Genomic DNA, 24,361 nt, shown 5'->3' on the forward strand with positions numbered 1-24,361 from the left:
ACGGCAGGTTCAGAAAGCGATGCCGAGCGTCAAATACGGGCGCACGCTGTGATTGCGCAAGCCGTACGCGACGTCGACGTTGATCGGGCCGACCGGGCTGCGCCAGCGCGCACCGACACCCACGCCCGGGTAAAACACGCGCTCGCCCCATGCATCGGTCGCGGTACCGATGTCGAAGAACGTCGCGGCGCCCCAGTCGCGGTTGAACCAGTGCTGGTATTCGGCGGTGCCCGTCACCAGGTACTTGGTCGGCAGGACGGAGCCGTCGACGCTGTTGCCGATGCTCTGGTAGCCGTAGCCGCGCACCGAATTCGAGCCGCCCGCGCGGAACAGCAGCGACGCCGGCACGCCGGTCGAGCTGCCGCTCGTAAACACGCCGCCGAGCTCCGCGCGGAACACGAACAGGTCGCGCTTGCCGATCGGCAGGTACTGCTGCCCGCGCGCGTAGCCGCGGACGAAGGTTTCGTCGGCCAGCGCGCCCTTGACCGCGAAGCCGGCCTCCGCATGAATCAGGTTGCCCGAGCGCGGAAACAGCGGATCGTCGACGTTGCGGCGGGTCCACGCCCACTGCGGCACGAGCGCGCGGCTCGTGGTCGGCCCCGCGCCGTTCTGGTCGAGTCGGTCCTGGTAGTACATCAGCGAATACGAATAGTCGATGAACTGGCCGGTGCGCGCGCGCTGCACGCCGACCCGCGCGCTGTAGATGCGCGTGTCGGACACGTTGGTGTTCGTATACGACGCGAGCACGCTGTTGGTCCAGCCCTTCTCGCCGGGCGGCATCGACAGCTGGACCTGCCCGTACTGCTGGATCTGGTCGAGCCGGCCCGACACGGTCAGCGGCCATGCGGCGCCGAAGGTGTCGAGATACGTATAGGAACCCTGCACGTGCGGACCGGTATCGGTGGCGAAGCCGACGCCGCCGCGAATGTTGTTGTACGGGAACTCGCTGACCTTCACGTGCACGGGCGTGCGCTCGGGCTTCGACGTATCGTCGCCGACGTCGATCGCGACGCTCGCGTAGTACGGCGTGTTCTGCAACTGCCGCTGCAATTCGTTGATCCGCCGCACGTCGTAGATCTCGCCTTCCGACAGCGGATTGACGTTCGTGACGATCTTTTCCGGATAACGGCGCACGCCGTCGACGTCGACCTTGCCGATCGTAAACGTCGGGCCGCTGTCGAACGTGACCGCGAGCGTCGCACGCTGCGTGCGCGGATCGATGCGCGCCTCGGACGACACGATCTTCGCGCCGAGATAGCGGCGCGACTGCAGTTGCCGCAGCGCCGCACCCTTCGCGTCGTCCCAGTCGGACTGCGTGAACGGGTCGCCCGGCTTCATCGAGAACGCGAAACGGGTGGCGGTCTCCTGCTTCGGCTCCTCGGTTTCGACGGGCCCCTTGAACGTCAGGTCGACCGTCGACACGATGGTCTGCTTCCCCGGATCGACCGCGATGCGCACGTCGCGCTTGCCGTCGCGGGTGCGCACGTCGGTACGCACGACCGGCGAGAAATAGCCGGCCGTCGCGGCCAGGTCGCGGACCTGCTGCGGCGTGGCGGTCACGAGGAAGTCGAATTGATCGTCGCTGATGTCGTCGCGCTTGGCGAAGCGGGCGATATCGAGATGGGTCTTGAGGAGCTTGCGGATCGAGCGCGGCGCGTCGATGTCGACGTCGTACTTCGCGTGGGCCGGCAGCGCGAAGCACGCGGCCAGGCAACCCGCGAGGGCCGCCCGCGCGACGCGGGCCGCGGCGCCGGCGCGATCGCGGGCCGCGCGCGAGCCCGCGTCATGCGCCATGTGTGCTTGCTGGTTCGACTGCCCCGCCAAATATGACCTCGCCGTCCTGGATCGTTACGGTTTCGTGGAAAACCCTGTATTTGACCACAGGGCGCGGGCGTCGCAGCCAAACGATTGTGAAAGAATGCCAGCGCCCGACAGGGCCGCCGCCCCATGCCCGCCGGCACCGCCAGCGGATTCGACGCGCGATTGGCGCCGGCTGTTCCCCGCGATGCGGTAAAATCCCGCCATCGCGAATCCGGCGCATCGTGCGCCGCCCGAAACGGAAGATCCAGCCATGCCGTACCAGTCCGACGTCACGCAGTTCCTGAACCAGCTCAAGCAGCAGAAGCCGACGCTCGAGGAAGAGCAGCGCAAGGGCCGTTCCCTGCTGTGGGACAAGCAGCCGATCGATCTCGAAGAGCGCGCCGAGCAGCAGGAATCGCGCGTGAAGCAAACGTCGTACGTCTACTACCAGAACTTCTGACGACGTGAGCGCCGCCGACGAGGCCAGCGCCGCCCGGCAGGACGACGCGATCGCCGCGCCCGCGGGCGCCGATTCGACGCCCGACACGGTCGACGGTGTCGCGGCGTTCGCTCGCCTGTACGGCGAGCCGCTCTTCAAGCTGCCGCAGGATCTCTACATCCCGCCCGATGCGCTCGAAATCTTTCTCGAGACCTTCGAAGGCCCGCTCGACCTGCTGCTCTACCTGATCCGCAAGCAGAACTTCAACGTGCTCGACATCCCGATGGCGCAGGTCACCGCGCAATATCTGGGCTACGTCGACCAGATCCGCACGTCGAATCTCGAGCTGGCGGCCGAGTACCTGCTGATGGCCGCGATGCTGATCGAAATCAAGTCGCGGATGCTGCTGCCGGTCAAGAAGGCCGACACGGGCGAGGAGGCCGAGGATCCGCGTGCCGAACTCGTGCGCCGGCTGCTCGAGTACGAGCAGATGAAGCTCGCCGCGCAGCGGCTCGACCAGTTGCCGCAGCTCGGCCGCGATTTCCTGCGCGCCGAGGTGTATATCGAGCAAAGCGTCACGCCGCGCTTTCCCGACGTGAATTCGGACGATCTGCGCGCCGCGTGGGCCGACGTGCTCAAGCGCGCGAAGCTCGTCCAGCACCACAAGATCTCCCGCGAGGAGCTGTCGGTGCGCGAACACATGAGCCTGATCCTGCGCCGGCTGCAGAACGCGCGCTTCATGGAGTTCGCCGACCTGTTCGACACGTCGCGCGGCGTGCCGGTCGTCGTCGTGAACTTCATCGCGATGCTCGAACTCGCGCGCGAATCGCTGCTCGAGATCACGCAGGCCGAGCCGTTCGCACCGATCTACGTGCGCCTCGCGTACCTGCCCGCGTAAGAGCCGCCCCCGCCGCTTCCCGCTCCCCGGTTCGTTCGGACACTCACCGCTTCGCCGCGGCCGATGGCCGTCCGGCGGGTGTCCGGCACGCGTCAATAAAAAGTGAACGATCGTTCTTTTATCGATGCGTGCCGCGGCCAAATCCTCTACAATCCGCCGACGCCCGATGCGCCGCCCGCGCGCCGGCGTTCTCCGCTTCGACCCCGACGCCGCTGTTGCGGCGTCAACGCGCGCCTGCGCGAGGAACCCGCTACCCGATCATGAAAGTCATCAGCTCGATCCAGGAACTGCGCGACCAGCTGCGCGGACAGAACCGCACGGCGTTCGTGCCGACGATGGGCAACCTGCACGAAGGGCACCTGTCGCTGATGCGCCTCGCGCGCCAGCACGGCGACCCGGTCGTGGCGAGCATCTTCGTCAACCGGCTGCAATTCGGCCCGAACGAGGATTTCGACAAGTATCCGCGCACGCTCCAGGACGATATCGAGAAGCTGCAGCAGGAAAACGTGTACGTGCTGTTCGCGCCGACCGAGCGCGACATGTACCCCGAACCGCAGGAATACCGCGTGCTGCCGCCGGACGATCTCGGCGGGATTCTCGAAGGCGAATTCCGGCCCGGCTTCTTCACCGGCGTGTGCACGGTCGTGTCGAAGCTGATGGCCTGCGTGCAGCCGCGCGTCGCCGTGTTCGGCAAGAAGGACTACCAGCAGCTGATGATCGTGCGCCGGATGTGCCAGCAGCTCGCGCTGCCGGTCGACATCATCGCGGCCGAAACCGTGCGCGACGAGGACGGCCTCGCGCTGTCGTCGCGCAACCGCTACCTGTCGGTCGACGAGCGCAAGGAAGCGCCGGAGCTCGCGAAGACGCTGCAGCGCGTGCGCGACGGCGTGCTCGCCGGCGAGCACGATCTCGGCAAGCTCGAACAGCAGGCCCGCACGCACCTGGCTGATCGCGGCTGGGCGCCCGACTACCTGTCGATCCGCCGCCGCGCGAACCTGATCGCACCGAGCGCCGCCGAGCTCGAAGCCGGCGAGCCGCTCGTCGTGCTCGCCGCCGCGAAGCTCGGCGCGACGCGCCTCATCGACAACCTCGAAATCTGACGGGCGGCCCGCCCGCGCCTCTCACGACGCATCACGGAGACACCATGCAGCGCCACATGCTCAAATCGAAGATCCACCGTGCGGCGGTCACGCACTGCGAACTGCACTACGAAGGTTCGTGCGCGATCGACGAAGACCTGCTCGAAGCGGCGGGCCTGATCGAAAACGAACGGATCGACATCTGGAACATCAACAACGGCGAACGCTTCTCGACGTACGCGATCAAGGGCGAGCGCGGCAGCGGGATGATCTCGCTGAACGGCTCGGCCGCGCGCCGCGCACAGCTCGGCGACCTCGTGATCATCGCGGCGTTCGCGATGGTCGACGAAGCCGAACTGCAGGCCGGCTGGAAGCCGAAGCTCGTGTTCATCGACGACGGCAACAAGATCAAGGGCCACCGGGACCACGTCCCGACGCAGAACTGGACGTAAGCTGAGCGGCACGGCCGCGTGCCGTGGCGCACGGGCCGCCGCGCGGCACTCCCGCTCGCGACCGAAGGCACGGACGCCGTTCGCCACGGAATCCGTGCCTTTCTCTTTGCGTGTCACGCCGGGCCCGGGCGGCCGGGCGCTCAGGACGTCTTGGCGGCCTTGTCGGCCTTCGGCACGCGGCGCTCGGCCCATTCGACGATCGGCCGCCACTGTTCGAGATCCTTCTCGACCCGGCTTTTCGCGACATCCCACAGCGTCAGGCCGTGCGCGGCGATCTGCACGTAGTTCTGCGTGTCGCGCACGTAGCCGAGCACCGGCAGGCCGAGCCCTTCGACGAACCGGTGCAGCTGATCGGACGAGCGCGTGCGCGCATCGACCCGCATCCCGACGATCCCGACCTCGACGCTGCCCTTGCGCACGGCCTTCTCGCCGGCGAGGCGCTCCAGAAACTGCTGGGTCGCGAGAATATCGAACATCGACGGCTGCAGCGGCACGATCACCTTGTCGGCCAGTTGCAGCGCGACGTTGAGCCGCGTGCCGTGCAGGCCCGCCGGCGTATCGATCACCGCATATTCGAGGCCGCGCGGCGGCTTCGACGGCGCGTCCGGATCGAGATCCCACGCCTCGATCGCCGGCAGGCCCGCCGGCCGCAGGTCCAGCCACGCATGCGCGGACTGCTGCCGATCCAGGTCGGCCAGCGCGACCCACGCGCCCTGCGCCGCGAAATAGCCGGCTAGATTGGTGGACAGCGTGCTCTTGCCCACGCCGCCCTTCGGATTCGCCACCACGATGACCGTCATGAATTCCCCCGAAAATGCCGCGCGGCGCCGGCCGCATGGCAGGCGCCGCTCGATTGCGGATACAGGGAGCGATGATATCGGCAAAGGGGTGTCACCGGAACCGGTCGCGGCGAACCGCGGGCCGCTTTCGTGCGCTTCCTTCCCCTTTCCTTCACATTACGCGCGCTGGGCCGTGCCCTCCCGCGCGCCGATCGCGAGCGCGCCGCCGCCCAGCAGGGCCTGTACGGCCAGCGTGACGGCCCAGAACGCCGGATATTCCCAGCCGCCGTGCGGCGACGAGAAGCTCCAGCCGTTCGGCAGATGCGCGGCGAGCGCGCCGAGCATGAACGGCAGCAGCACCAGCGCGGCGATACGCACGCGGAACCCCGCGAGCAGCGCCAGGCCGCCCGCCAGCTCGACGAACGTGGTCAGGTACGCGAGCCACGACGGCAGGCCGATCGACGCGAAGAACTGCGCGGTGCCGGGCAGCGTGAAGACGAATATTTTCTGCGCGACGTGCGCGAGGTACAGCACGCCGAGGGCGACGCGCAGCAGCGTCGCGGCGAAATCATTCAGGCGGTTGGGGTTCATGACGGATTCCTTCGGGAGTGGACGGGGAATGGACGCACTCTATTCGAATCGATTCGACCGATAAACACGCCACGTCGATTAAATTGATTCCATTCAGGAACGAATAGAAGCAAAAAAAGGGCATGACCAATCATGCCCCGCATCCAGTTCAGTAACCGCTCTTGCCTTGCGTTGCGTCACCGCCGGACTGCGCGCCGCCCGGCGCAGACGAATCGCAGGCATACGCCGCCGCCGCGCCCAGCAGCGCCGCAAGCAGCATGCTCCACCACCATCGAGCCCTCATCGTCGCTCTCCTTCGGGCGGACCCCCGCCCTCCTCCGTTGTACGCGATCGGGCGAAAAAAGCGAGGGCGGACCGGCTCGCCGTCAACGAAACTCGGCGTACAGCGCGTCGAGGTCGAGATGCTCGGCGAACGTGTCGGCCAGCCGCTCGAGCGACGCCTCGCGCAGCGCCGGGTAGTCGATGCGGGCCGCCCCGTCGAGCCCCGCCCACGCGAGCAGCGCCGCGCATGCGTCGGGCGCGTCGAACAGCCCGTGCACATAGGTCGCGAGAATCTGGCCGTCGGCCGACATCGCGCCGTCGGGACGCACGCCATCCCGCGCGGCATCGGCATCCAGCGTCAGCGCGGGCGTCGCGAGCGCCGGCCCGCGCGTGTCGCCCATGTGGATCTCGTAGCCGCGTACGGCCGCGTCACCCGGCAGCGCGAGTTGCCCGGTCACGTTCTTCAGCGTCTTGTCGGGTTGCAGCGTCGTGTCGAAATCGAGCAGCCCGAACCCCGGCACGCTGCCGGGCGCGCCTTCGAGGCCGAGCGGATCGTCGAGCGTGCGGCCGAGCATCTGCATGCCGCCGCAGATGCCGATCACCTTGCCGCCGTAGCGCAGATGGCGCCGGATCAGCGCTTCCCAGCCCGCGTCGCGCAGCCACGCGAGGTCGCGCTGCACGCTCTTCGAACCGGGCAGGATCAGCAGGTCGGCGTCGGGCACGGGGCCGCTCTTCCAGTACGTGAATTCGACCTGAGGATGCGCGCGCAGCGGGTCGAAATCGGTGTGGTTGCTGATGCGCGGCAGCGCGGGCACGACGACGCGCAACACGCCGGCCTCGCCCCGCGCGGCGGCGCTGCGCGCCTGTGCGGGCAACATGTCCTCCGCGTCGAGCAGCAGCCCGTGCAGGTACGGCAGCACGCCGAACACCGGCTTGCCCGTCCGGGCACGCAGCCAGTCGAGCCCCGGTTCGAGCAGCTCGAGATCGCCGCGGAAGCGGTTGATCACGAAGCCGCGCACGCGCGCGCGCTCGCTGTCCGACAGGCATGCGAGCGTGCCGACCAGGTGCGCGAACACGCCGCCGCGATCGATGTCGGCGACGAGCACGACCGGGCAGTCGACGCGCTCCGCAAACCCCATGTTCGCGATGTCGCCGTCGCGCAGGTTGATCTCGGCCGGGCTGCCGGCGCCTTCGACGATCACCGTGTCGTACCCGGCGCGCAGGCGCGCATACGACTCGAGTACCGCCTCGAACGCGACCGGCTTGTAGTCGTGATACGCCCGCGCGTCGAGATTCATGCGCGCCTTGCCATGAATGATCACCTGCGCGCCGCGGTCGCTCGTCGGCTTCAGCAGCACCGGATTGAAATCCGTATGCGGCGCGACGCCGGCGGCCAGCGCCTGCAACGCCTGTGCGCGGCCGATCTCGCCGCCGTCGACCGTCACCGCGCTGTTGAGCGCCATGTTCTGCGGCTTGAATGGCGCCACGCGCGCGCCGCCGCGGCGCGCGAGGCGGCATAGGCCCGCGACGAGCGTGCTCTTGCCCGCGTCGGACGTCGTGCCCTGGATCATCAGCGTGCCGCGCGGCCGCGGCTCGGGTGCATTCATCGTGTCAAAGGTCGTCGCGAAGCAAAGGCGGCATTATCGCCCGCGGCGGGTCGCCCGCACCGTTACAATCACGCGATGATTCCGCACGACCTCACCTTCGTCCTCGGCGGCGCGCGCTCGGGCAAGAGCGCGCATGCCGAGCGGCTCGCCGCCGACAGCGGCCGCCCCGTCACCTACATCGCGACCGCGACCGCCGCCGATGCCGAATTCGCTCAGCGCATCGCGCATCATCGCGCGCGCCGGCCGGCCGACTGGGGGTTCGCCGACGCGCCCGTCGATCTCGCGGGCACGCTCACGCGGCTCGACGATCCGCACGCCTGCCTGCTCGTCGACTGCCTGACGCTGTGGCTCACGAACCTGCTGTGCCCCGCCGACGGCGAACCGCTCGACGACGCGCGGTACGCGGCGCACGTCGAACGGCTCGAGCACGCGTTGCGCGGCGCGCGCGCGAAGGTGATCGTCGTCAGCAACGAGATCGGGCTCGGCGTCGTGCCGCTCGGGTCGGTCACGCGCCGCTACGTCGACGAGCTCGGGCGCCTGAACCAGCGCATCGCCGCGCTTGCGACGCGCGTCACGCTGCTGGTTGCCGGGCTGCCGCTCGACCTCAAGGCGGGCACGCAGCCATGCTGATGCTGTCGTTGCCCGTCGTCGCGATGCTCGCGGTCGCGGCCGCGCTCGTCGACCGCGCAATCGGCGAGCCGGCCGGCTGGCATCCGCTCGTCGCGTTCGGCCGCGTCGCCGCGCGCATCGAAGCCGCGCTGAACACGGGCCGGCGCGGCCGCGTGGTCGGCGTCGCCGCGTGGCTCGCGGCGGTCGTGCCGCCGGTGGCCGTCGCGGCCTGGCTCGTCTGCGTGCTGCCGTGGCCGTTCGCGGCTGCGCTGCACGTCGCGCTGCTGTGGTTCGCGCTCGGCGCGAAGAGCCTCGCCGACCACGTCGCGCCGATCGCCGCCGCGCTGCTGCGGCGCGACCTCGACGCGGCGCGCGCGCTGACCGCGCGCATCGTGTCGCGCGACACCAGCAGCGCGGACGAAGGTGCGCTGTCGCGCGCCGCCGTCGAATCGGCGCTCGAGAACGGCAACGATGCAATCTTCGGCGCGCTCTTCTGGTTCGTCGTCGCGGGCGGTCCCGGCGCGTTGCTGTTCCGGCTCGCGAACACGCTCGACGCGATGTGGGGCTATCGCACGCCACGCTTCCTGACCTTCGGCTGGGCTGCCGCACGCATCGACGACGCGCTGAACTGGATTCCCGCGCGCCTCACCGCCGCGAGCTACGCGCTGCTCGGCGACACGGCCGCCGCGTGGCGCTGCTGGCGCACGCAGGCGCGCCACTGGGACAGCCCGAACGCGGGCCCCGTCATGGCCGCGGGCGCCGGCAGCCTGAACGTGCAGCTCGGCGGCCCGGCCGTCTATCACGGCGAGATCGAGGATCGCCCGGCGCTCGGCACCGGCGCCACGGCCACGGCCGTCCACGTCGTCGCCGCGCTGTCGCTCGTCACGCGCACGCTCGCCTTGTGGCTCGCGCTGCTGGTCGCGAGCGGCGCACTCGTCATGGCCACCCATCATGTCTGACTCATCCATCGCGCACGGCGGCAACCTGCATGAAGCCGCCCGCCGCCACGGCATTCCGTACGACGCGTGGCTCGATCTGTCGACCGGCATCAATCCGGCGGGCTTTCCGGTGCCGCCCGTCCCGGCCGACGCATGGCGCCGGCTGCCCGACGACGGCGACGGCCTCGCGGCCCGCGCCGCGCAGTACTACCACGCGCCCGATGCCGCGCACGTGCTGCCGGTCGCCGGCAGCCAGGCCGCGATCCGCGCGTTGCCCGGCTTGCTGCCGGCCGGCGACGCCGGCGTCGCGGCGCTCGCGTACGGCGAATACGCGCCCGCGTTCGCGCGCCACGGCCATCGCGTCGTCGCGCTTGACATCCGCGCCGACACGCTGCCCGCGACGCTGCGCCACGTCATCGTCGGGAATCCGAACAATCCGACCGCCGAATTCGTGCCGACCGGGCGCCTGCTCGGCTGGCATGCGCAACTGGCGGCACGCGGCGGCACGCTGATCGTCGACGAAGCGTTCGCCGATACGGGCGCCACGCCATCGCTCGCGCCGCGGGTCGATCATCCGGGGCTCGTCGTGCTGCGCTCGGTCGGCAAGTTCTTCGGGCTCGCCGGGATCCGCGCGGGCTTCGTGCTCGCGTGCCCCGACCAAATCGTCGCGTTGCGCGACAGGCTCGGCGCGTGGACGGTGAGCGGCCCCGCACGCCACGTCGTCGCCGCGGCGTTCGCCGATCGCGCGTGGCAAGCGGCCGCCCGCGAGCGGCTCGCGGCCGACGGCGAACGACTGGCCGCGCTGCTGCGCACGCACGGCTTCGCGGTTCGCGCGACGCCGCTCTTCAGCTGGACCGACGACCCGCGCGCCGCGGCGCTGCATGCGGCGCTCGCGACGCGCGGCATCTGGACGCGGCACTTCCCGATGCCGTCGAGCGTGCGCGTCGGCCTGCCGGGCAGCGAAGCCGAATGGCGGCGCCTCGGCGACGCGCTCGCGCATTGCGTGCCGCTGCTGCCGCGGGCCGCCGCATGAGTCCGCCCATGTTCCGCCGGCTCGCGCCGGCCGCGCTGCTGGCGGCGCTCGCTCGCGCGCCGCTCGTCCACGCCGACGTCACGACGCGCGACGACGCCGGCAATACGGTCACGCTGCCCGCGCCCGCGCAGCGGGTGATCAGCCTCGCGCCGCACGCGACCGAACTCGTCTACGCGGCCGGCGGTGGCGCGAAGCTCGTCGGCACCGTCACGTACAGCGACTACCCGGCCGCCGCGCAAGCGGTGCCGCGCGTCGGCGACAACAAGGCGCTCGATCTCGAACGAATCGCCGCGCTGAAGCCCGACCTGATCGTCGTCTGGCGGCACGGCAACGCCGAGCGGCAGACCGATGCGCTGCGCGCGCTGCACATCCCGCTGTTCTTCAGCGAGCCGAAGCATCTCGACGACGTGTCGTCGTCGCTGCGCCGGCTCGGCATGCTGCTCGGCACGCAACCGATCGCCGATGCCGCCGCGGCTGCCTTCACACGGGACCTCGCGACACTACGCGCACGCTACGCGGCACGCCCGCCCGTCACGCTGTTCTTCCAGGTGTGGGACCGCCCGCTGACGACGCTCAACGGCACGCACCTGATCGACGAAGTATTCGAACTCTGCGGCGGCCGCAACGTGTTCGCGTCGCTCAAGCCGCTCGCGCCGACCGTGACCGACGAGGCCGTGCTCGCGGCGAATCCGGAAGCGATCGTGACGACGAGTGCCGGCGCGACCCGTTCGAACGAACCGCTGCCGAGCCTCGCGCGCTGGCGCGCGTGGCCCGCGCTGACGGCCGTGGCGCGCCACAACCTGTTCGCGATCGACGGCGATCTGCTGACGCGGCCGTCGCCGCGGATCGTGCAGGGCGCGGCCGCGCTGTGCGAGGATCTGGATGCCGCGCGTGCGCGGCGGCCGGCGCGCTGATTTCCGGCGGCCGGCGCGTTCGTCGCGCACCGACGCCGGATGCGTCCGGCGCTCGAGACGGACCGATCGTGCGCAGCGTCGTCGTTCACCTGCGGACGCACGTACGCCTATGCATCCCAGTGCACGACTTCCCATGTTTGCGCGCCGTCGTGCGTGCGCAGCCAGACGGCCCCGCCCGTCGGCACGGGCCGCGACAGCAGCGTGTCGAGCGGCATGCGCAACACATGCGACGCGAATGCGCGGATCACGCCCGCATGCGTGACGACCCATTGCGAGCCGTCGAGCTCCGCAAGCGTATCGGCCTGCCGCGCCACGCGTTCGACGAATCGCGCCACGCTTTCTCCGCCGTGCGCGCATGCATGCATCAGGTCGGCCGCCCACGCATCGAGTGCCGCGCGGTCGATATCGTCCCAGCGCTGCATTTCCCACGCGCCGAAATCCATTTCCTGCCAGTCGGCATCGCGCCGCAGCGGCACGTCGAATGCCCGCGCGAGCCGTTCGGCAATCGACGCGCAACGCGTGAGCGGGCTCGTCCAGACCCGTTCGGGCATCGGTGCGCCCAGTGTCGACACATGCGCACGCACGGCCTGCGCGCCGCCCTCGGCCGAATCGGCGAGCGGCACGTTGCTGCGCCCATAGCAGATGCCGGGCTCGATGCCGACGGCCGGATGGCGGATCAGGACGATGTCCATCCGAGCACCACGAGATAGATCGCCAGTTCGCCCAGTTGCTGCGCGAAACCGAGACAGTCGCCGGTATAACCGCCGATCCGCTTCACGAAATAGCGGGCCAGCCCCGCGCGCACCAGGACGAGCGCCACGCATGCGGCAACGCCCATGCGCCAGTCGGGCCAGAACAGCCACGGCAGTCCGAACACCGCCGCGACGCACGCGGCACGTGCGCTCATCCGTTGCGCGACCGGCTTCGCCTTGCCTTCGGGCCGCACGTAGTCGAGCGACATCAGCAGGCTCACGGCCATCGTGCGGCTCGCCGCGTGCGCGGCGATCATCGTCCATGCGGCGCGCAACGGCAGCATCGACGTCAGCGCCTGCCATTTCAGCCCGAGCGCGATCACGAGCGCGACCGCGCCGAACGTGCCGATCCGCGAATCGTGCATGATGCGCAGCACGTCGTCGCGCGTGTAACCGCCGCCGAACGCATCGCAACTGTCGGCAAGGCCGTCTTCGTGGAATGCGCCGGTCGCGAGCAACGTCGCGGCCATCGACAGCCCGACCGCGATCGACGCGGGCAGCGCGCGCAGCGCAACGAGATAGACCAGCGCGCCCCATGCGCCCACGCATGCGCCGACGAGCGGGAAATAACGCGCGGCCTGGTCAAGGTCGCCGGCCGCGTAGCCGATCGAGCGCGGCATGGGCACGCGCGTGAAATAGCCGAGCGCGACGAAGAAGTAGCGCAGTTCGGCCCGCATGCCGCGCGTGCGCTCAGGCGTCACGATTGTCGACGCCGGCGGATTCGAAGCTCGCCATCTCGCCGAGGAACGCGGCCGCGGCGCGCACGAGCGGCAGCGCGAGCGCGGCGCCCGTGCCTTCGCCGAGCCGCAGATCGAGCGCGAGCAGCGGCTTCGCACCGAAATGCTCGAGCATGCGCCGGTGGCCGGCCTCGTGCGACGTATGCGAGAACACGCAGTAGTCGCGCACGCCGGGCGCGATGCGCTCGGCGACGAGCAGCGCGGCGGTCGCGATGAAGCCGTCGACCAAGATCGTCATCCGCTCGCTCGCGGCCGCGAGGTACGCGCCCGTCATCATCGCGATCTCGAAGCCGCCGAACGTCGCGAGCACGTCGAGCGGCGCAAGCGCATGCGAGTGCTTGACGAGCGCGCGGCCGAGCACCGCGCGCTTGTGCGCGAGGCCCTGGTCGTCGAGCCCCGTGCCGCGGCCGACGCAGGCATCGATCGGCACGTCGAGCAGGCGGCTCATCAGGCAGGCGGCCGACGACGTGTTCGCGATCCCCATCTCGCCGAAGCCGATCACGTTCGTGCCGAGCGACGCGTGCAGGCGGACGCGCGCCGCGCCGGCCTCGAGCGCCGTCATCGCTTCTTCACGCGTCATCGCGGGTTCCGCCGCGAAGTTGCGCGTGCCGCGCGCGACCGGCAGCGACACCAGCCGGTCCGACAGCGGCAGCGGCGACGCGACGCCCGCATCGACGATCTCGAGCGTGCTCTGCGCGACGCCCGAGAACGCGTTGATCGCCGCACCGCCGGCCAGGAAGTTCGCGACCATCTGCGCCGTCACCGCCTGCGGATAAGGACTGACGCCTTCGGCCGCGATGCCGTGGTCGCCCGCGAACACGATCGTCACGGGACGCTGCACGACCGGCCGCTCGGTGCGCTGGATCAGGCCGAGCTGCAGCGCGAGCGCCTCGAGCTGGCCGAGGCTGCCGGGCGGCTTGGTCTTGTGGTCGATCACATGTTGCAGGCGCGTGCGCAGCGCGTCGTCGAGCGGCGCGATCGCGGGCGGGAAATGGGTCGGAGTCGTCATCGAGGAGCCGTGTCGTGCGCGCGGCATGCGCCGCGCATCGGAAAAATCGGAACAGGAAGGGTCATTGTCGCGCAGGCCATGCCGGCAGCAACGCATCGCGGCCGTTCTCGCGGATCAGCACGAGCGGATAGCCGAACGCGTCGCTCGCGCGCTCGGGCGTCAGCACGTCGTGCACGGGGCCGGCCCACGCATGGCCGCGACCGTCGAGCAACAGCGCATGCGTCGCGAAACGCCGCGCGAGGTTCAGGTCGTGACACGAAAACATCACCGCGCGCGGGCCTGCCGCGAGCCAGGCGGCCAGCGCGGTCAGGCAGTCGATCTGGTGATGCAGGTCCAGATGCGCGAGCGGTTCGTCGAGCAGCATCAGCGGCGCATCCTGGCACAGCGTCGCGGCCAGCGCGACCCGCTGCCGCTCGCCGCCCGACAGCGACATCACGTCGCGCGACGCGAGCGCGGTCAGGTCGAACGTCGCGAGCGCATCGCGCGCCGCTGCGCGATCGCCGTCGCGCTCCCAGCCCCAGCCGCCGAGATACGGAAAGCGGTTCAGCAGCACTGTGTCGAACACGGTCGCGCTGAACGCATCGTGCAATTGCTGCGGCATCAGCGCGCGACGCTGCGCGAGTTGCTCGGGGCGCCACGCGGCAAGCGGCCGACCGTCGATCTCGACGTATCCGCCGACGGGCGGCTGCAATCCCGCGAGCGTGGCGAGCAGCGTCGTCTTGCCCGCGCCGTTCGGTCCGGCGACGCACCAGATCTCGCCGGGGCGGAACCCCTGCGTGAAGCGGTCGAGCAACGTGCGGGCGCCGGCCTTCAGCGTCAGGTCCACGGCCGTACAGGACATGTCGCCGGCAGCGGCGTGCGGTGCGGTGGTGCCCGTCATCGCATCGGCCTCCTCAGCAACATCCACAGGAACACCGGCACGCCGATCAACGCGGTCATCACGCCCACCGGCAATTGCGCGGGCGCGATCGCGGTGCGCGCGAGCAGGTCGGCCGCCATCACGCCGCCGCCGCCCGCCAGCATCGCGGCCGGCAGCAGCATCCGCTGGTCGTTGCCGAACGCGAGCCGCAACGCATGCGGCACGACGAGCCCGACGAAGCCGATCGTGCCGGCCGTCGTCACGGCGGCCGCGGCAGCCAGCGACGCGACGAGATAGATCCGCACGCGCAGGCGCGCGACCGGCACGCCGAGCGCGAGCGCGGTCGCGTCGCCGCGCAGCAGCACGTTCAGTTGCGGCGCGGCCGGCAGCGCGACGCATGCGCTCAGCAACAGCGCGCCCCACGCGAACCACGGCGCCGTCGCGCCGTTCAGGTCGCCCGTCAGCCAGAAGATGATGCCGCGCAGCCGCGCGTCGGGCGCGAGCGACAGCAACAGCGTGACGAGCGCGCCCCACCCCGCCGCGATCACGACGCCCGTGAGCAGCAGCCGCGGCGATGCGTCGCGCGATTCGCCGCGCCACAGCTCGCGCCTCGCGAGACCGAGCACGAGCGCGACCGATACGAGCGAACCGGCGAACGCCGACGCGTCGACGAGCCACCATGCGCCGCCCGCGATCATCGCGACGAGCGCGAAGCCGGCCGCGCCGCCGGACACGCCCAGTACGTACGGCTCCGCGAGCGGATTGCGCAGCAGCACCTGCAACAACGCGCCGGCGAGCGCGAGCAGTGCGCCGCACGCGAAACCCGCGAGCGAGCGCGGCAGGCGCAGCGTCCGGACGATATCGGCAAACAGGGTATCGCCGCCGTGCGGCACGAGCGACGCGAGCGCCTGCCACGGCGACATCGGCACGCTGCCGATCGACAGCGACGCGACGAACAGCAGCGCGACCACAGCGGCCAGCGCGGCCCAGATCGCGACGGCGCGCGCGGCGCTCATGCCGCGCACGGCCGCGCGCACGACGCGCGGCACATCCGCTTGCGGGAGTCGGCCGGGCGCGACAGCGGCGCAGGGCGGACGATTGGGGTCGGCATCGAAGAACGTTCCGTGAAACATTGCGCGCCCCGCTTCCCCGCAGGCCGCGCGTCATGGAGCCCGTGCGGGCTCCCCGTCTCGGCCGGTATCCGGGCTGGCGGCGGTCCGGCTCGCCTTCCCGCGCCATGACGCGCAGTGGCCCGCGCCCGCATGCGACCTGCACGCGAAACGCGCCCGAGCCGGCCTGCGTCACGCGACGCGGCCGCTTACCGTTGCGGGGGCAGCGCAGGTTGGCGCGCTCCTGGAGCCCGCACCCTGCTTCCCGTTTAACCGCGCGTCCTGCGCGCGAGCACCGAGGCGGCGCCAGTTTAGGAGCCGGTCGCGCGAGCGTCAAGGAAGCGTCCGGACCCGCGCGGGACGCGCTTATTCGCGGCAAGAAGCAGGGGTGTTACGACTGGAAACGTTACAGATGTCGGATTGCGCGTTATTCCGCGCTAAAATGCTGGGTCTTTAGAGGACGCAGCAAATGCTCAACGAACTCGAAACCCTGTCTCAAAATATTGGCCGTCTGATTTCGCTGAACAAGCGCTATCACTCGGAACGGCTCGCGCTCGAGGAGCAGGTCGCGCAATTGCGCGCGGAAGCGGACACGGTCCGCGCGGAACTCGCGCAACTGCGCGACGAACGCAATGCGCTCGCGGCCGAGCGCGACACGTTGTCGGCGAAAATCGACGACGCCCAGGTGAAACTGAACGCGATTCTCGAAAAGCTGCCGCGCTCGAAGAGCGCGGAGCAAGCCGACAACCAGCTCGACCTGCTGGATGCGCAGGCGCGCGCGGATGGCGATGACGCGGCCAGCCACGGAGAACATGCATGAGCACCAAGCAGATCGAAGTCTCGATTCTCGGTCAGCCCTATCGGCTCGCCTGTTCGGCCGAGACCGAAGCGGCGCTGCTCGAAGCGGTCGCGCGCGTCGACGCCGAAATGTCGAAAATCCGCTCGAACAGTTCGGTGCGCGGCACCGATCGCATCGCGGTGATGGCGGCGCTGTCGCTTGCATCGGAATTGCTGCGGCTGCAAACGAGCGTGCGGCATGGTGAAGCATTTCCGGCGGAGGAAATCCGTCGTACAATGCACCAGATGAACGAACAGCTCGGCGCGGTGCTCGCACAGCACGAGACGCAGTAACGTTTCAAACGGTGCGTCGATTTCCCTTGATCTCGACGGTCAACGGTGGTCAAATTGGCGCATCGAATCACAGTTCAGTCAGCTTCCCTGCCTGGTTCGCCAAGGTCATATATTCCTTGAACCAATGCCATGTGCACGGTTGCGGAAATTTGTAGCACGGGCGCGCGCGTCACACTGTCTGATGTACCCGAAGTGCTGCTAACTGCGACCAACTCTGAACCTCAGGTTCAGGATGCCGGCCTAGCGGCCAAGGTGGGGGCCTATCCAACGGCATCGGGCAAGTCCCGGTGCCGTTTTCTTTTGTGGCAGCCTTTTCTGCGTCGATCACGACCATGCAATACTGGCTGATGAAGTCCGAACCGGACGAAGCAAGCATCGACGATCTCGCCCACGCACCGCAGCGCTCGCTGCCGTGGACCGGCGTACGCAACTATCAGGCGCGCAATTTCATGCGCGACACGATGAAGATCGGCGACGGCGTGCTGTTCTATCACTCGAGCTGCCCCGAGCCGGGCATCGCCGGCCTCGCCGAAGTATCGTCGACGCCCTACCCCGATCCCACGCAGTTCGATCCGAAAAGCCCCTATTACGACCCGAAATCGACGCAGGAAGCGCCGCGCTGGCTGCTCGTCGACGTGCGCTTCGTGAAGAAGTCGCCGCTCGTGCCGCTCGCCGCGCTGCGCGAGCACGACGAGCTCGCCGACATGCGCGTGCTCGCGCGCGGCAACCGGCTGTCGATCACGCCCGTCACGCGTGCGGAATGGCGATTCATCACCGAAAAGTTGATGAAGTAGACGCGCGTCAAAGGTCAAATCCGGTCAGGACGCGCTGCCGTAACGGAACTCGCGGCACTTTCGCGCAGCCTAAGCAACCGCTGTCGGCCGATCGGGCCGGCTGTCGTTTTTTCGTCGCGCGGTACGCCCGCGTCGCGCACGCGTGACCCGCGTGCGCGCCCTCGCACAAGGAGTCCAACAATGACCAAGAAAACCGCACTCGCGCTGTCGCTCGCCCTCGCCGCCGCCGTTCCCGTCGCGCTGACGCTCGCGTCGCCCGCCGCGCACGCCCAGGCGGCGAACCCGCACTTTCCGGAGCCGGCGGGCGTGCTGTCGCTTTCGTCGCAGGCCAGTGCCGACGTGCCGCAGGACATCATCCACATCACGCTGTTCTACGAGCAGCAGGCCAAGGATCCGGGCAGCCTCACCGCGCAGTTGAACCAGCGCGCGGACGCGGCCCTGTCGCAGGCGAAGGGCGTGTCGGGCGTCACCGCGCACACGGGCGCGTTCTCCGTGTATCCGAGCACCGATCGCGACGGGAAGATCTCCGCATGGCGCGGGCGCACCGAGGTCGCGCTCGAATCGCGCGATTTCGCCGCGGCGTCGAAGCTGGCAGGCCAGTTGTCGAACCTGATGCAGGTCGCGAACGTCGAGTTCTCGCTGTCGCCGGAAGCGCAGCGCACGGCCGAGCAGAAGCTCACGACCGACGCGATCAAGTCGTTCCGCGCCCGCGCGGACGAAGCCGCGAAGGCGTTCGGCTACAGCAGCTACACGATCCGCGACGTGAACGTCGGCAGCGGCCGCAACGTGCAGCCGTACACGCGCATGATGGCGATGGCCGCGGCGCCGATGGACAGCGCGAAGATGAGCGCGCCGATCGCGGTCGAAGGCGGCAAGGCCACCGTGTCGGTCACCGTCAACGGCTCGGTGCAGATGAAGTAACGCGCATCGCGCGGCTGTCGGAAACGAAAAACGCCGGCCCGAGGGCCGGCGTTTTTCATGCGCGTCCGGGTAGCCGATGCACGCGTCGATCACGCGTACATCGATACCCCGTCATGCAGTCGCATTCGCGTTCGCCGCGCGGCGGCGATACGCCCAGACCATCAGCGCGATACCCGCGAGAATCATCGGCAGCGACAACCACTGTCCCATCGACAGGCCGAGGGCGAGCAGCCCGAGGAAGTCGTCCGGCTCGCGCGCGAACTCGACCGTGAAACGTGCGAGGCCATAACCGATCAGGAACAGCGCGGATATCGCGCCCATCGGCCGCGGCTTGCGCGCGAACAAGAACAGCACGAAGAACAGCGCGATCCCCTCGAGCGCGATTTCATAGAGCTGCGAAGGATGGCGCGGCAGCATCTGGTATTGCATGAACACGTCGGCGAGATGCCACTTCTCGACGAGCTCCGGATGTTTCGGCAACCATGCCGCATCGTCGCGCATCGCGCCCGGGAACAGCATCGCCCAAGGCGACGTCGGGTCGGTCACGCGGCCCCACAGCTCTCCGTTGATGAAGTTGCCGAGGCGCCCGGCCGCAAGCCCCGTCGGCACCATCGGCGCGACGAAATCGGTGACCTGGAGCCAGTGCCGCTTGCGCTGCCACGCGAACAGCATCATCGCGAGCGTCACGCCGAGGAAGCCGCCGTGAAACGACATGCCGCCTTCCCACACCTTGAACACGTCGAGCGGATGCGAGAAGTAGAAATCGGCCTTGTAGAACAGCACGTAGCCGAGCCGGCCGCCGAGCACGGTGCCGAGCACGCCGTAGAACATCATGTCGTCGATGTCCTTCGCGGTCCAGCCCTGCGCCGCGACATGCGGCAGCTTCAGGCGGATCCGGCCGACGACGATCGCCGCGATGAAGCCGACGAGATACATGAGGCCGTACCAGCGCACGGCCAGCGGCCCGAGATGGATCGCAACGGGGTCGAAATTCGGGTGAATGATCATGGATTAGCGAAGAAGTTTTCGAATACGGTACGGCCGTCGCACGCGCGCAGCACCGCGCGTTGGACGGCGCCGGCACGCCATCGTTCACGTCACGCGGCAAGACCCTGCGCGCGCACGACGTCGATGAACCCGGCGAGCACGGGGCTCACGTCGCCGGTGCGCCACACGAGGCCCGTCTCGACGACCGGCGCATGGCCGGCCAGCGGCCGGTAGACCACGCCGGTGCGCCGCAGGTTACGCAGCGATTGCGGCACCAGTGCGACGCCCATGCCGGCCGACACGAGGCTGACGATCGTCTGCATCTGGATGGCCTCCTGGCCGATGCGCGGGGTTTCCCCCGCCGCGCCGTAGCAGCCCGTAATGATGTCATAAAAGCCGGGCGCCAAACGACGCGGAAAGATCACGAGCGGCAACGCGGCGACGTCGGCAAGCTGCACGGGCTCATCCTCGGGCGCGTCGGAGGCCGTACTCGGCATCGCGACCACCAGCGGCTCGCGCACGACGGGCAGGTACGACAACCCGGCCGCGTGACGCGGCGGCACGGGCGGAATGACGAGCCCGGCGTCGATGCGCCCGGCGACGAGTTCGTCGATCTGCACGTCGCTCGTCGCTTCCACCAGTTGCAGCCGCACCTGCGGATAGCGCGCGCCGAAGGCACGCAGCAACGACGGCAACAGCCCGTAATCGGCGGTCGACACGAACGCGAGCGACAACGAACCGGCCTCGCCGCGCGCGAGCCGCCGCGCCAGCGGCGGCAGCGCATCGGCCGACGCCAGCAGCCGGCGCACGTCGGGCAGCAGCGCCGCGCCGACCGCCGTGAGCGCCACCGAGCGCTTGGTGCGCACGAACAGCGCGACGCCCAGCGCGTCCTCGAGCGCGCGGATCGCCTGCGACAGCGGCGGCTGCGTCATCGACAGGCGCTCGGCCGCACGGCCGAAATGGCGCTCGTCGGCGACGGTCACGAAATAGCGCCACTGGCGCAGGTCGGGGATCAGATCGGCCATGTTCGACTCATTCGCAAAACGACTTAATAGGCGACAAATAATATATTGGACATCCCAATCGGGAAACTCCATGCTTGTTCGACCCGAACCGGCGCGCCCTCCCGAGCGACGCCCACACAACGATGGAGTCCCCCATGTCGTACAACCGTCGCTCGAAGCACATCACGCAAGGCGTGGCCCGTTCGCCGAACCGCTCGATGTATTACGCCCTCGGCTACCAGAAGGACGATTTCGACAAGCCGATGGTCGGCATCGCGAACGGCCATTCGACGATCACGCCGTGCAATTCCGGTTTGCAGCGCCTGTCGGACGCAGCCGTCGACGCCGTCAAGGCGGCCGGCGCGAACCCGCAGATCTTCGGCACGCCGACGATTTCGGACGGCATGTCGATGGGCACCGAAGGGATGAAGTACTCGCTCGTGTCGCGCGAAGTGATCGCCGACTGCATCGAGACCTGCGTGCAGGGCCAGTGGATGGACGGCGTGGTGGTGGTCGGCGGCTGCGACAAGAACATGCCCGGCGGCATGATCGCGCTCGCGCGCCTGAACGTGCCGGGCATCTATGTCTACGGCGGCACGATCCGCCCCGGCAACTGGAAGGGCCGCGACCTGACGATCGTGTCGTCGTTCGAAGCCGTCGGCGAATTCACCGCGGGCCGGATGTCGCAGGAGGACTTCGAAGGCGTCGAAAAAAACGCATGCCCGACGTCCGGTTCGTGCGGCGGCATGTACACCGCGAACACGATGAGTTCATCGTTCGAGGCGCTCGGCATGTCGCTGCTGTATTCGTCGACGATGGCGAACCCCGATCAGGAGAAGGTCAATTCGGCCGCCGAATCGGCGCGGGTGCTGGTCGAGGCCGTGAAGCGCGACCTCAAACCGCGCGACATCATCACGAAGGCATCGATCGAGAACGCGGTGTCGGTGATCATGGCCACCGGCGGCTCGACCAATGCGGTGCTGCACTATCTCGCGATCGCGCACGCGGCCGAGGTCGACTGGACGATCGACGACTTCGAGCGCATCCGCAAGCGCGTACCGGTGATCTGCGACCTGAAGCCGTCGGGAAAGTACGTCGCGACCGACCTGCACCGGGCCGGCGGGATTCCGCAGGTGCTGAAGATCCTGCTCGATGCGGGGCTGCTGCACGGCGACTGCATGACGATCACCGGCCGCACGATCGCCGACGAGTTGAAGGACGTACCGAGCGTGCCGCGCGCGGATCAGGACGTGATCTTCCCGATCGACCGCGCGCTGTACAAGGAAGGCCATCTCGCGATCCTGAAGGGCAATCTCGCGGAAGACGGCGCGGTCGCGAAGATCACCGGCCTGAAGAACCCGGTGATCACGGGCCCGGCGCGCGTGTTCGACGACGAGCAGAGCGCGATGGATGCGATCCTCGGCGACCGGATCCGCGCGGGCGACATCCTCGTGCTGCGCTACCTCGGCCCGCAGGGCGGCCCCGGCATGCCGGAAATGCTCGCACCGACGTCCGCGATCATCGGCAAGGGGCTCGGCGAATCGGTCGGCTTCATCACGGACGGCCGCTTCTCGGGCGGCACCTGGGGCATGGTGGTCGGCCACGTCGCGCCGGAGGCGTTCGTCGGCGGCACGATCGCACTGGTGCAGGAAGGCGATTCGATCACGATCGACGCGCACCGGCTGCTGCTGCAACTGAACGTCGACGATGCGGAACTCGCGCGCCGCCGCGCTGCGTGGCAGCAGCCGGCGCCCCGCTATACGCGCGGCGTGCTCGCCAAATTCGCGGCGCTCGCCCGGCCGGCGAACCTGGGGGCGGTCACGGGTTGATGCACAGGCGCCACGGCATGCGGCCCCGATAATCGGGCCGCCCGGGGGGAACGCGCAAAACGTGCTTCCCCTTTGCTTCTATAATGCGCGGACCATGAAGCCGGCCGTCCCCGCCGGCGGAGAACCGCATGAAACAGACGATATCGCGCGTGCTGCTCGCCATGCTGCTGACCGGCAGCGCGGCGGCGGCGCATGCTGACCAGGCCGACGGGCTCGCGCTGGCGCAGCGCAAGAATTGCATGGCCTGCCATGCGATCGGCAAGCCGCTGATGGGTCCGTCGTTCCGCGACATCGCCGGCAAGTACGCGACGCGCGGCGACGGCGCCGATTACCTGGCGCAATCGATCGTGAAAGGCAGCGTCGGCGTATGGGGCAGCGTGCCGATGCCCGCCAATACGCAACTGACGAGCACCGAGGCCCACACGCTCGCTCAGTGGGTGCTGTCGGTACGCTGAAGCGGATACCCGCGCGGCGTACCCGCATTGGGTGCAGGACGTCGCAAGAGGACGGGCCGGCCCGACCAACCAGCGCGCCTCCCCGGCGGGCTTAGCAGGCGCTTACCGAACCTGCACCCTCTTTTTCGCCACCGCGAACGATTGCGCGTTCAGCCGGAATGGCCGGCGCGACGACGGGCGATCTCTTCATCGACCGCATCGCGCACCCAGTCCATCACTTCGGTTTCCAGCGCGAGTGCGACTTCGCGCGTGACCTGGCCGACCAGCCAGGCCGAATGCTCGTGCAGCGCATCGCGACAACGCGCTTCGATGGCCTCGCGCCCTGCCCCGGTCAGATAGTTCGTCAGGCGATTGCGAAGCCGTTCGGCGATGTGCTGCGCATCTTCCGGTGTCAGCGCGACTGCGGCCTGCGCATCCGGCTGCGGCGCTGCGCTCGGCAGGGCCGCCTCCGGCATCGCCGGCTCGGGCACGTATGCGGCCGCCTCGCGCGCCATCGCGGCGAACGTGTGCGGCGGCGTGTCGTCATCGACCAGCGACGAGCGCAGCGGCGCCGTCATCGCCGCCGCGTCTTCGGCGACCACGTGCTCCGCGGCGCCGGGCTCGGCCGGCGCATCGGTCTCACCCGCGGCGGTTGCCGTTGCCGCATCGCCCGGCAGCTCCACGGTCGGCACGTGCGGTGTCGGCACGGGTTCGACCATGACGGAATCGGGGTCGGCTTCGGTTTTATCGGATTCAGCCGGCGCGGCACCGGCGGCGGCCGGCGTGATCACGTCGGTGAGCACCGGAATCGCCGCGTCATCGTGCGGCCGGGGGGCGGCGGACGCGGGCGAGCGCGCCGGCGCCGGCTTGCCCGGCACCAGCACGTCGGTCAGCGTCGGGATCGAGGATGAATCGGCTTCTGTCACGGGAACACTCCGTCGACGGTTGCGGCTAGCCGCCCTGCTTGTAGTTGTTCAGCGCATAGCCGCGGTCACGGTAGAACCGGTAGCGCTCGCGGCCCGCGGCCAGCTCGTCCGGCACGTTGCCGACCACTTCGAGCAGGCGCTCGAAGCGGGCGAACTGCGCGGGCACGGTCGCGCCGAGGTTCAGCAGCACGTGATGATGCGGCACGCGGTCGAGATCGGCGGCCAGCACGATCGGCGTGCCGGCGGCGTGCTCGCTGTCGACGCCGCAATGCGGGATGAAATCGAGCGGCGAGAACGTCCAGAGCCGCTCGTCGAGCGCGCGCAGGCGCGCGGGCTCGGCGAGCACGACGACCGGCTGCCCGGCCTGATAGGCCTTGCGCAGCAGCCGGCACGCGTACGCGAGCGAATCGCCGACGTTCGAGTGGAAATCGATTCGCGTCATTGCCCGCGCACCCGCAGCGTCGTCAGC

28 protein-coding genes, 1 other RNA gene and 1 riboswitch are annotated in these 24,361 nt (G+C 69.3%); of the genes, 15 read left to right on the forward strand and 14 right to left on the reverse strand.

The genetic code is table 11. From position 1 onward, the window contains the following. Nucleotides 1-9: 9 nt before the first annotated feature. Nucleotides 10-1,824 (reverse strand): autotransporter assembly complex protein TamA, encoded by a 1,815-nt coding sequence (locus CFB46_RS00220; protein ID WP_027785140.1) that lies wholly within the window; start codon nucleotides 1,822-1,824, stop codon nucleotides 10-12. 247 nt (nucleotides 1,825-2,071) lie between these two features. On the opposite strand from CFB46_RS00220, the gene CFB46_RS00225 reads away from it, so the two are divergent. The 4 genes from CFB46_RS00225 (at nucleotide 2,072) to panD (ending at nucleotide 4,668) form a co-directional block, all read left to right on the forward strand. After that, on the forward strand, nucleotides 2,072-2,260 hold the full coding sequence (locus CFB46_RS00225; protein WP_006478107.1) for a DUF3460 family protein: 189 nt from the start codon (nucleotides 2,072-2,074) through the stop codon (nucleotides 2,258-2,260). Nucleotides 2,261-2,264: 4 nt separating this feature from the next. Continuing rightward, nucleotides 2,265-3,137, forward strand: a complete 873-nt coding sequence (locus tag CFB46_RS00230) for a segregation and condensation protein A (RefSeq protein ID WP_027785141.1) — start codon at nucleotides 2,265-2,267, stop codon at nucleotides 3,135-3,137. 260 nt (nucleotides 3,138-3,397) lie between these two features. Next, nucleotides 3,398-4,237 (forward strand): pantoate--beta-alanine ligase, encoded by an 840-nt coding sequence (gene panC / locus CFB46_RS00235; RefSeq protein ID WP_027785142.1) that lies wholly within the window; start codon nucleotides 3,398-3,400, stop codon nucleotides 4,235-4,237. A 44-nt stretch (nucleotides 4,238-4,281) separates the two neighbouring features. Next, nucleotides 4,282-4,668, forward strand: coding sequence for an aspartate 1-decarboxylase (panD, locus tag CFB46_RS00240; RefSeq protein WP_011545962.1), 387 nt, complete (start codon nucleotides 4,282-4,284; stop codon nucleotides 4,666-4,668). A 140-nt stretch (nucleotides 4,669-4,808) separates the two neighbouring features. On the opposite strand, the gene CFB46_RS00245 is transcribed toward panD, so the two are convergent. The 4 genes from CFB46_RS00245 to CFB46_RS00255 all read right to left on the reverse strand — a co-directional run bounded on the left by CFB46_RS00245 (nucleotide 4,809) and on the right by CFB46_RS00255 (nucleotide 7,906). Then, a complete protein-coding gene (locus tag CFB46_RS00245; RefSeq protein WP_027785143.1) occupies nucleotides 4,809-5,468 on the reverse strand; it encodes a ParA family protein in 660 nt (219 codons plus the stop codon). 156 nt (nucleotides 5,469-5,624) lie between these two features. Continuing rightward, entirely contained in the window at nucleotides 5,625-6,038 is a 414-nt protein-coding gene (locus CFB46_RS00250) for a DoxX family protein (protein WP_027785144.1), read from the reverse strand. 148 nt (nucleotides 6,039-6,186) lie between these two features. Further along, complete coding sequence (locus CFB46_RS36270) at nucleotides 6,187-6,321, reverse strand: hypothetical protein (RefSeq protein WP_256980616.1); 135 nt, start codon at nucleotides 6,319-6,321, stop codon at nucleotides 6,187-6,189. An 82-nt stretch (nucleotides 6,322-6,403) separates the two neighbouring features. Next, nucleotides 6,404-7,906: a cobyric acid synthase gene (locus tag CFB46_RS00255; RefSeq protein ID WP_027785145.1), complete on the reverse strand. Its 1,503-nt coding sequence runs from the start codon at nucleotides 7,904-7,906 to the stop codon at nucleotides 6,404-6,406. Nucleotides 7,907-7,981: 75 nt separating this feature from the next. Between CFB46_RS00255 and cobU the strand changes: the two genes are divergently transcribed. Genes cobU through CFB46_RS00275 form a run of 4 tightly spaced genes read left to right on the forward strand, consistent with a single transcriptional unit; the run spans nucleotide 7,982 to nucleotide 11,400 of the window. Further along, nucleotides 7,982-8,536: a bifunctional adenosylcobinamide kinase/adenosylcobinamide-phosphate guanylyltransferase gene (gene cobU, locus CFB46_RS00260; protein WP_027785146.1), complete on the forward strand. Its 555-nt coding sequence runs from the start codon at nucleotides 7,982-7,984 to the stop codon at nucleotides 8,534-8,536. Further along, nucleotides 8,530-9,474, forward strand: coding sequence for an adenosylcobinamide-phosphate synthase CbiB (gene cbiB / locus CFB46_RS00265; protein ID WP_027785147.1), 945 nt, complete (start codon nucleotides 8,530-8,532; stop codon nucleotides 9,472-9,474). The genes cobU and cbiB overlap by 7 nt, the downstream gene beginning before the upstream one ends. Continuing rightward, on the forward strand, nucleotides 9,467-10,486 hold the full coding sequence (gene cobD, locus CFB46_RS00270; RefSeq protein ID WP_027785148.1) for a threonine-phosphate decarboxylase CobD: 1,020 nt from the start codon (nucleotides 9,467-9,469) through the stop codon (nucleotides 10,484-10,486). The genes cbiB and cobD overlap by 8 nt, the downstream gene beginning before the upstream one ends. Further along, the gene (locus CFB46_RS00275) at nucleotides 10,483-11,400 is read left to right on the forward strand and encodes a cobalamin-binding protein (RefSeq protein WP_027785149.1); all 918 of its coding nucleotides are present in this window, start codon (nucleotides 10,483-10,485) and stop codon (nucleotides 11,398-11,400) included. The genes cobD and CFB46_RS00275 overlap by 4 nt, the downstream gene beginning before the upstream one ends. Nucleotides 11,401-11,507: 107 nt before the next feature. Here the strand turns inward: CFB46_RS00275 and cobC are convergent, their stop codons facing one another. The 5 genes from cobC to CFB46_RS00300 all read right to left on the reverse strand — a co-directional run bounded on the left by cobC (nucleotide 11,508) and on the right by CFB46_RS00300 (nucleotide 15,890). Then, the gene (cobC, locus tag CFB46_RS00280) at nucleotides 11,508-12,092 is read right to left on the reverse strand and encodes an alpha-ribazole phosphatase (protein WP_027785150.1); all 585 of its coding nucleotides are present in this window, start codon (nucleotides 12,090-12,092) and stop codon (nucleotides 11,508-11,510) included. Beyond that, complete coding sequence (locus CFB46_RS00285) at nucleotides 12,077-12,829, reverse strand: adenosylcobinamide-GDP ribazoletransferase (RefSeq protein ID WP_034185434.1); 753 nt, start codon at nucleotides 12,827-12,829, stop codon at nucleotides 12,077-12,079. The genes cobC and CFB46_RS00285 overlap by 16 nt, the downstream gene beginning before the upstream one ends. Before the next feature lie 13 nt (nucleotides 12,830-12,842). Continuing rightward, nucleotides 12,843-13,898 carry a nicotinate-nucleotide--dimethylbenzimidazole phosphoribosyltransferase gene (gene cobT / locus CFB46_RS00290; RefSeq protein WP_027785152.1) on the reverse strand — a complete coding sequence of 352 codons (1,056 nt, stop codon included), beginning with the start codon at nucleotides 13,896-13,898 and terminating at the stop codon, nucleotides 12,843-12,845. Nucleotides 13,899-13,959: 61 nt separating this feature from the next. Further along, nucleotides 13,960-14,778 carry an ABC transporter ATP-binding protein gene (locus tag CFB46_RS00295; RefSeq protein WP_027785153.1) on the reverse strand — a complete coding sequence of 273 codons (819 nt, stop codon included), beginning with the start codon at nucleotides 14,776-14,778 and terminating at the stop codon, nucleotides 13,960-13,962. Beyond that, nucleotides 14,775-15,890 (reverse strand): FecCD family ABC transporter permease, encoded by a 1,116-nt coding sequence (locus CFB46_RS00300; protein ID WP_089499103.1) that lies wholly within the window; start codon nucleotides 15,888-15,890, stop codon nucleotides 14,775-14,777. Before CFB46_RS00300 ends, CFB46_RS00295 begins: the two co-directional genes overlap by 4 nt. A gap of 42 nt (nucleotides 15,891-15,932) precedes the next feature. Beyond that, nucleotides 15,933-16,181, reverse strand: a riboswitch (cobalamin riboswitch). 154 nt (nucleotides 16,182-16,335) lie between these two features. Here CFB46_RS00300 and CFB46_RS00305 point away from each other — a divergent pair. The 5 genes from CFB46_RS00305 (at nucleotide 16,336) to CFB46_RS00325 (ending at nucleotide 18,712) form a co-directional block, all read left to right on the forward strand. After that, on the forward strand, nucleotides 16,336-16,686 hold the full coding sequence (locus tag CFB46_RS00305) for an ATPase (protein ID WP_027785155.1): 351 nt from the start codon (nucleotides 16,336-16,338) through the stop codon (nucleotides 16,684-16,686). Then, nucleotides 16,683-16,997, forward strand: coding sequence for a cell division protein ZapA (locus tag CFB46_RS00310; RefSeq protein ID WP_006478091.1), 315 nt, complete (start codon nucleotides 16,683-16,685; stop codon nucleotides 16,995-16,997). Before CFB46_RS00305 ends, CFB46_RS00310 begins: the two co-directional genes overlap by 4 nt. An 81-nt stretch (nucleotides 16,998-17,078) precedes the next feature. Continuing rightward, a non-coding RNA gene (ssrS, locus tag CFB46_RS00315) (6S RNA) lies at nucleotides 17,079-17,260 on the forward strand. 69 nt (nucleotides 17,261-17,329) lie between these two features. Next, on the forward strand, nucleotides 17,330-17,791 hold the full coding sequence (locus CFB46_RS00320) for an EVE domain-containing protein (protein WP_027785156.1): 462 nt from the start codon (nucleotides 17,330-17,332) through the stop codon (nucleotides 17,789-17,791). A gap of 180 nt (nucleotides 17,792-17,971) precedes the next feature. Then, nucleotides 17,972-18,712 (forward strand): SIMPL domain-containing protein, encoded by a 741-nt coding sequence (locus tag CFB46_RS00325; protein WP_027785157.1) that lies wholly within the window; start codon nucleotides 17,972-17,974, stop codon nucleotides 18,710-18,712. A gap of 111 nt (nucleotides 18,713-18,823) precedes the next feature. Here the strand turns inward: CFB46_RS00325 and lgt are convergent, their stop codons facing one another. Beyond that, nucleotides 18,824-19,720 carry a prolipoprotein diacylglyceryl transferase gene (gene lgt / locus CFB46_RS00330; RefSeq protein ID WP_027785158.1) on the reverse strand — a complete coding sequence of 299 codons (897 nt, stop codon included), beginning with the start codon at nucleotides 19,718-19,720 and terminating at the stop codon, nucleotides 18,824-18,826. Between the two features lie 89 nt (nucleotides 19,721-19,809). Then, nucleotides 19,810-20,724, reverse strand: coding sequence for a LysR substrate-binding domain-containing protein (locus CFB46_RS00335; protein ID WP_027785159.1), 915 nt, complete (start codon nucleotides 20,722-20,724; stop codon nucleotides 19,810-19,812). A gap of 134 nt (nucleotides 20,725-20,858) precedes the next feature. Between CFB46_RS00335 and ilvD the strand changes: the two genes are divergently transcribed. Continuing rightward, entirely contained in the window at nucleotides 20,859-22,532 is a 1,674-nt protein-coding gene (gene ilvD, locus CFB46_RS00340) for a dihydroxy-acid dehydratase (RefSeq protein ID WP_027785160.1), read from the forward strand. A gap of 128 nt (nucleotides 22,533-22,660) precedes the next feature. Continuing rightward, nucleotides 22,661-22,987: a c-type cytochrome gene (locus CFB46_RS00345; RefSeq protein WP_027785161.1), complete on the forward strand. Its 327-nt coding sequence runs from the start codon at nucleotides 22,661-22,663 to the stop codon at nucleotides 22,985-22,987. Nucleotides 22,988-23,136: 149 nt separating this feature from the next. Here CFB46_RS00345 and CFB46_RS00350 read toward each other — a convergent pair whose 3' ends face one another. Together CFB46_RS00350 and CFB46_RS00355 are read right to left on the reverse strand one after the other, a co-directional pair. Further along, complete coding sequence (locus CFB46_RS00350; protein ID WP_027785162.1) at nucleotides 23,137-23,892, reverse strand: DUF2486 family protein; 756 nt, start codon at nucleotides 23,890-23,892, stop codon at nucleotides 23,137-23,139. Nucleotides 23,893-23,917: 25 nt separating this feature from the next. Then, complete coding sequence (locus CFB46_RS00355; protein WP_027785163.1) at nucleotides 23,918-24,334, reverse strand: DNA polymerase III subunit chi; 417 nt, start codon at nucleotides 24,332-24,334, stop codon at nucleotides 23,918-23,920. Between the last annotated feature and the right edge of the window lie 27 nt (nucleotides 24,335-24,361).

Source organism: Burkholderia sp. HI2761, assembly GCF_002223355.1.
Taxonomy (GTDB): Bacteria; Pseudomonadota; Gammaproteobacteria; order Burkholderiales; family Burkholderiaceae; genus Burkholderia.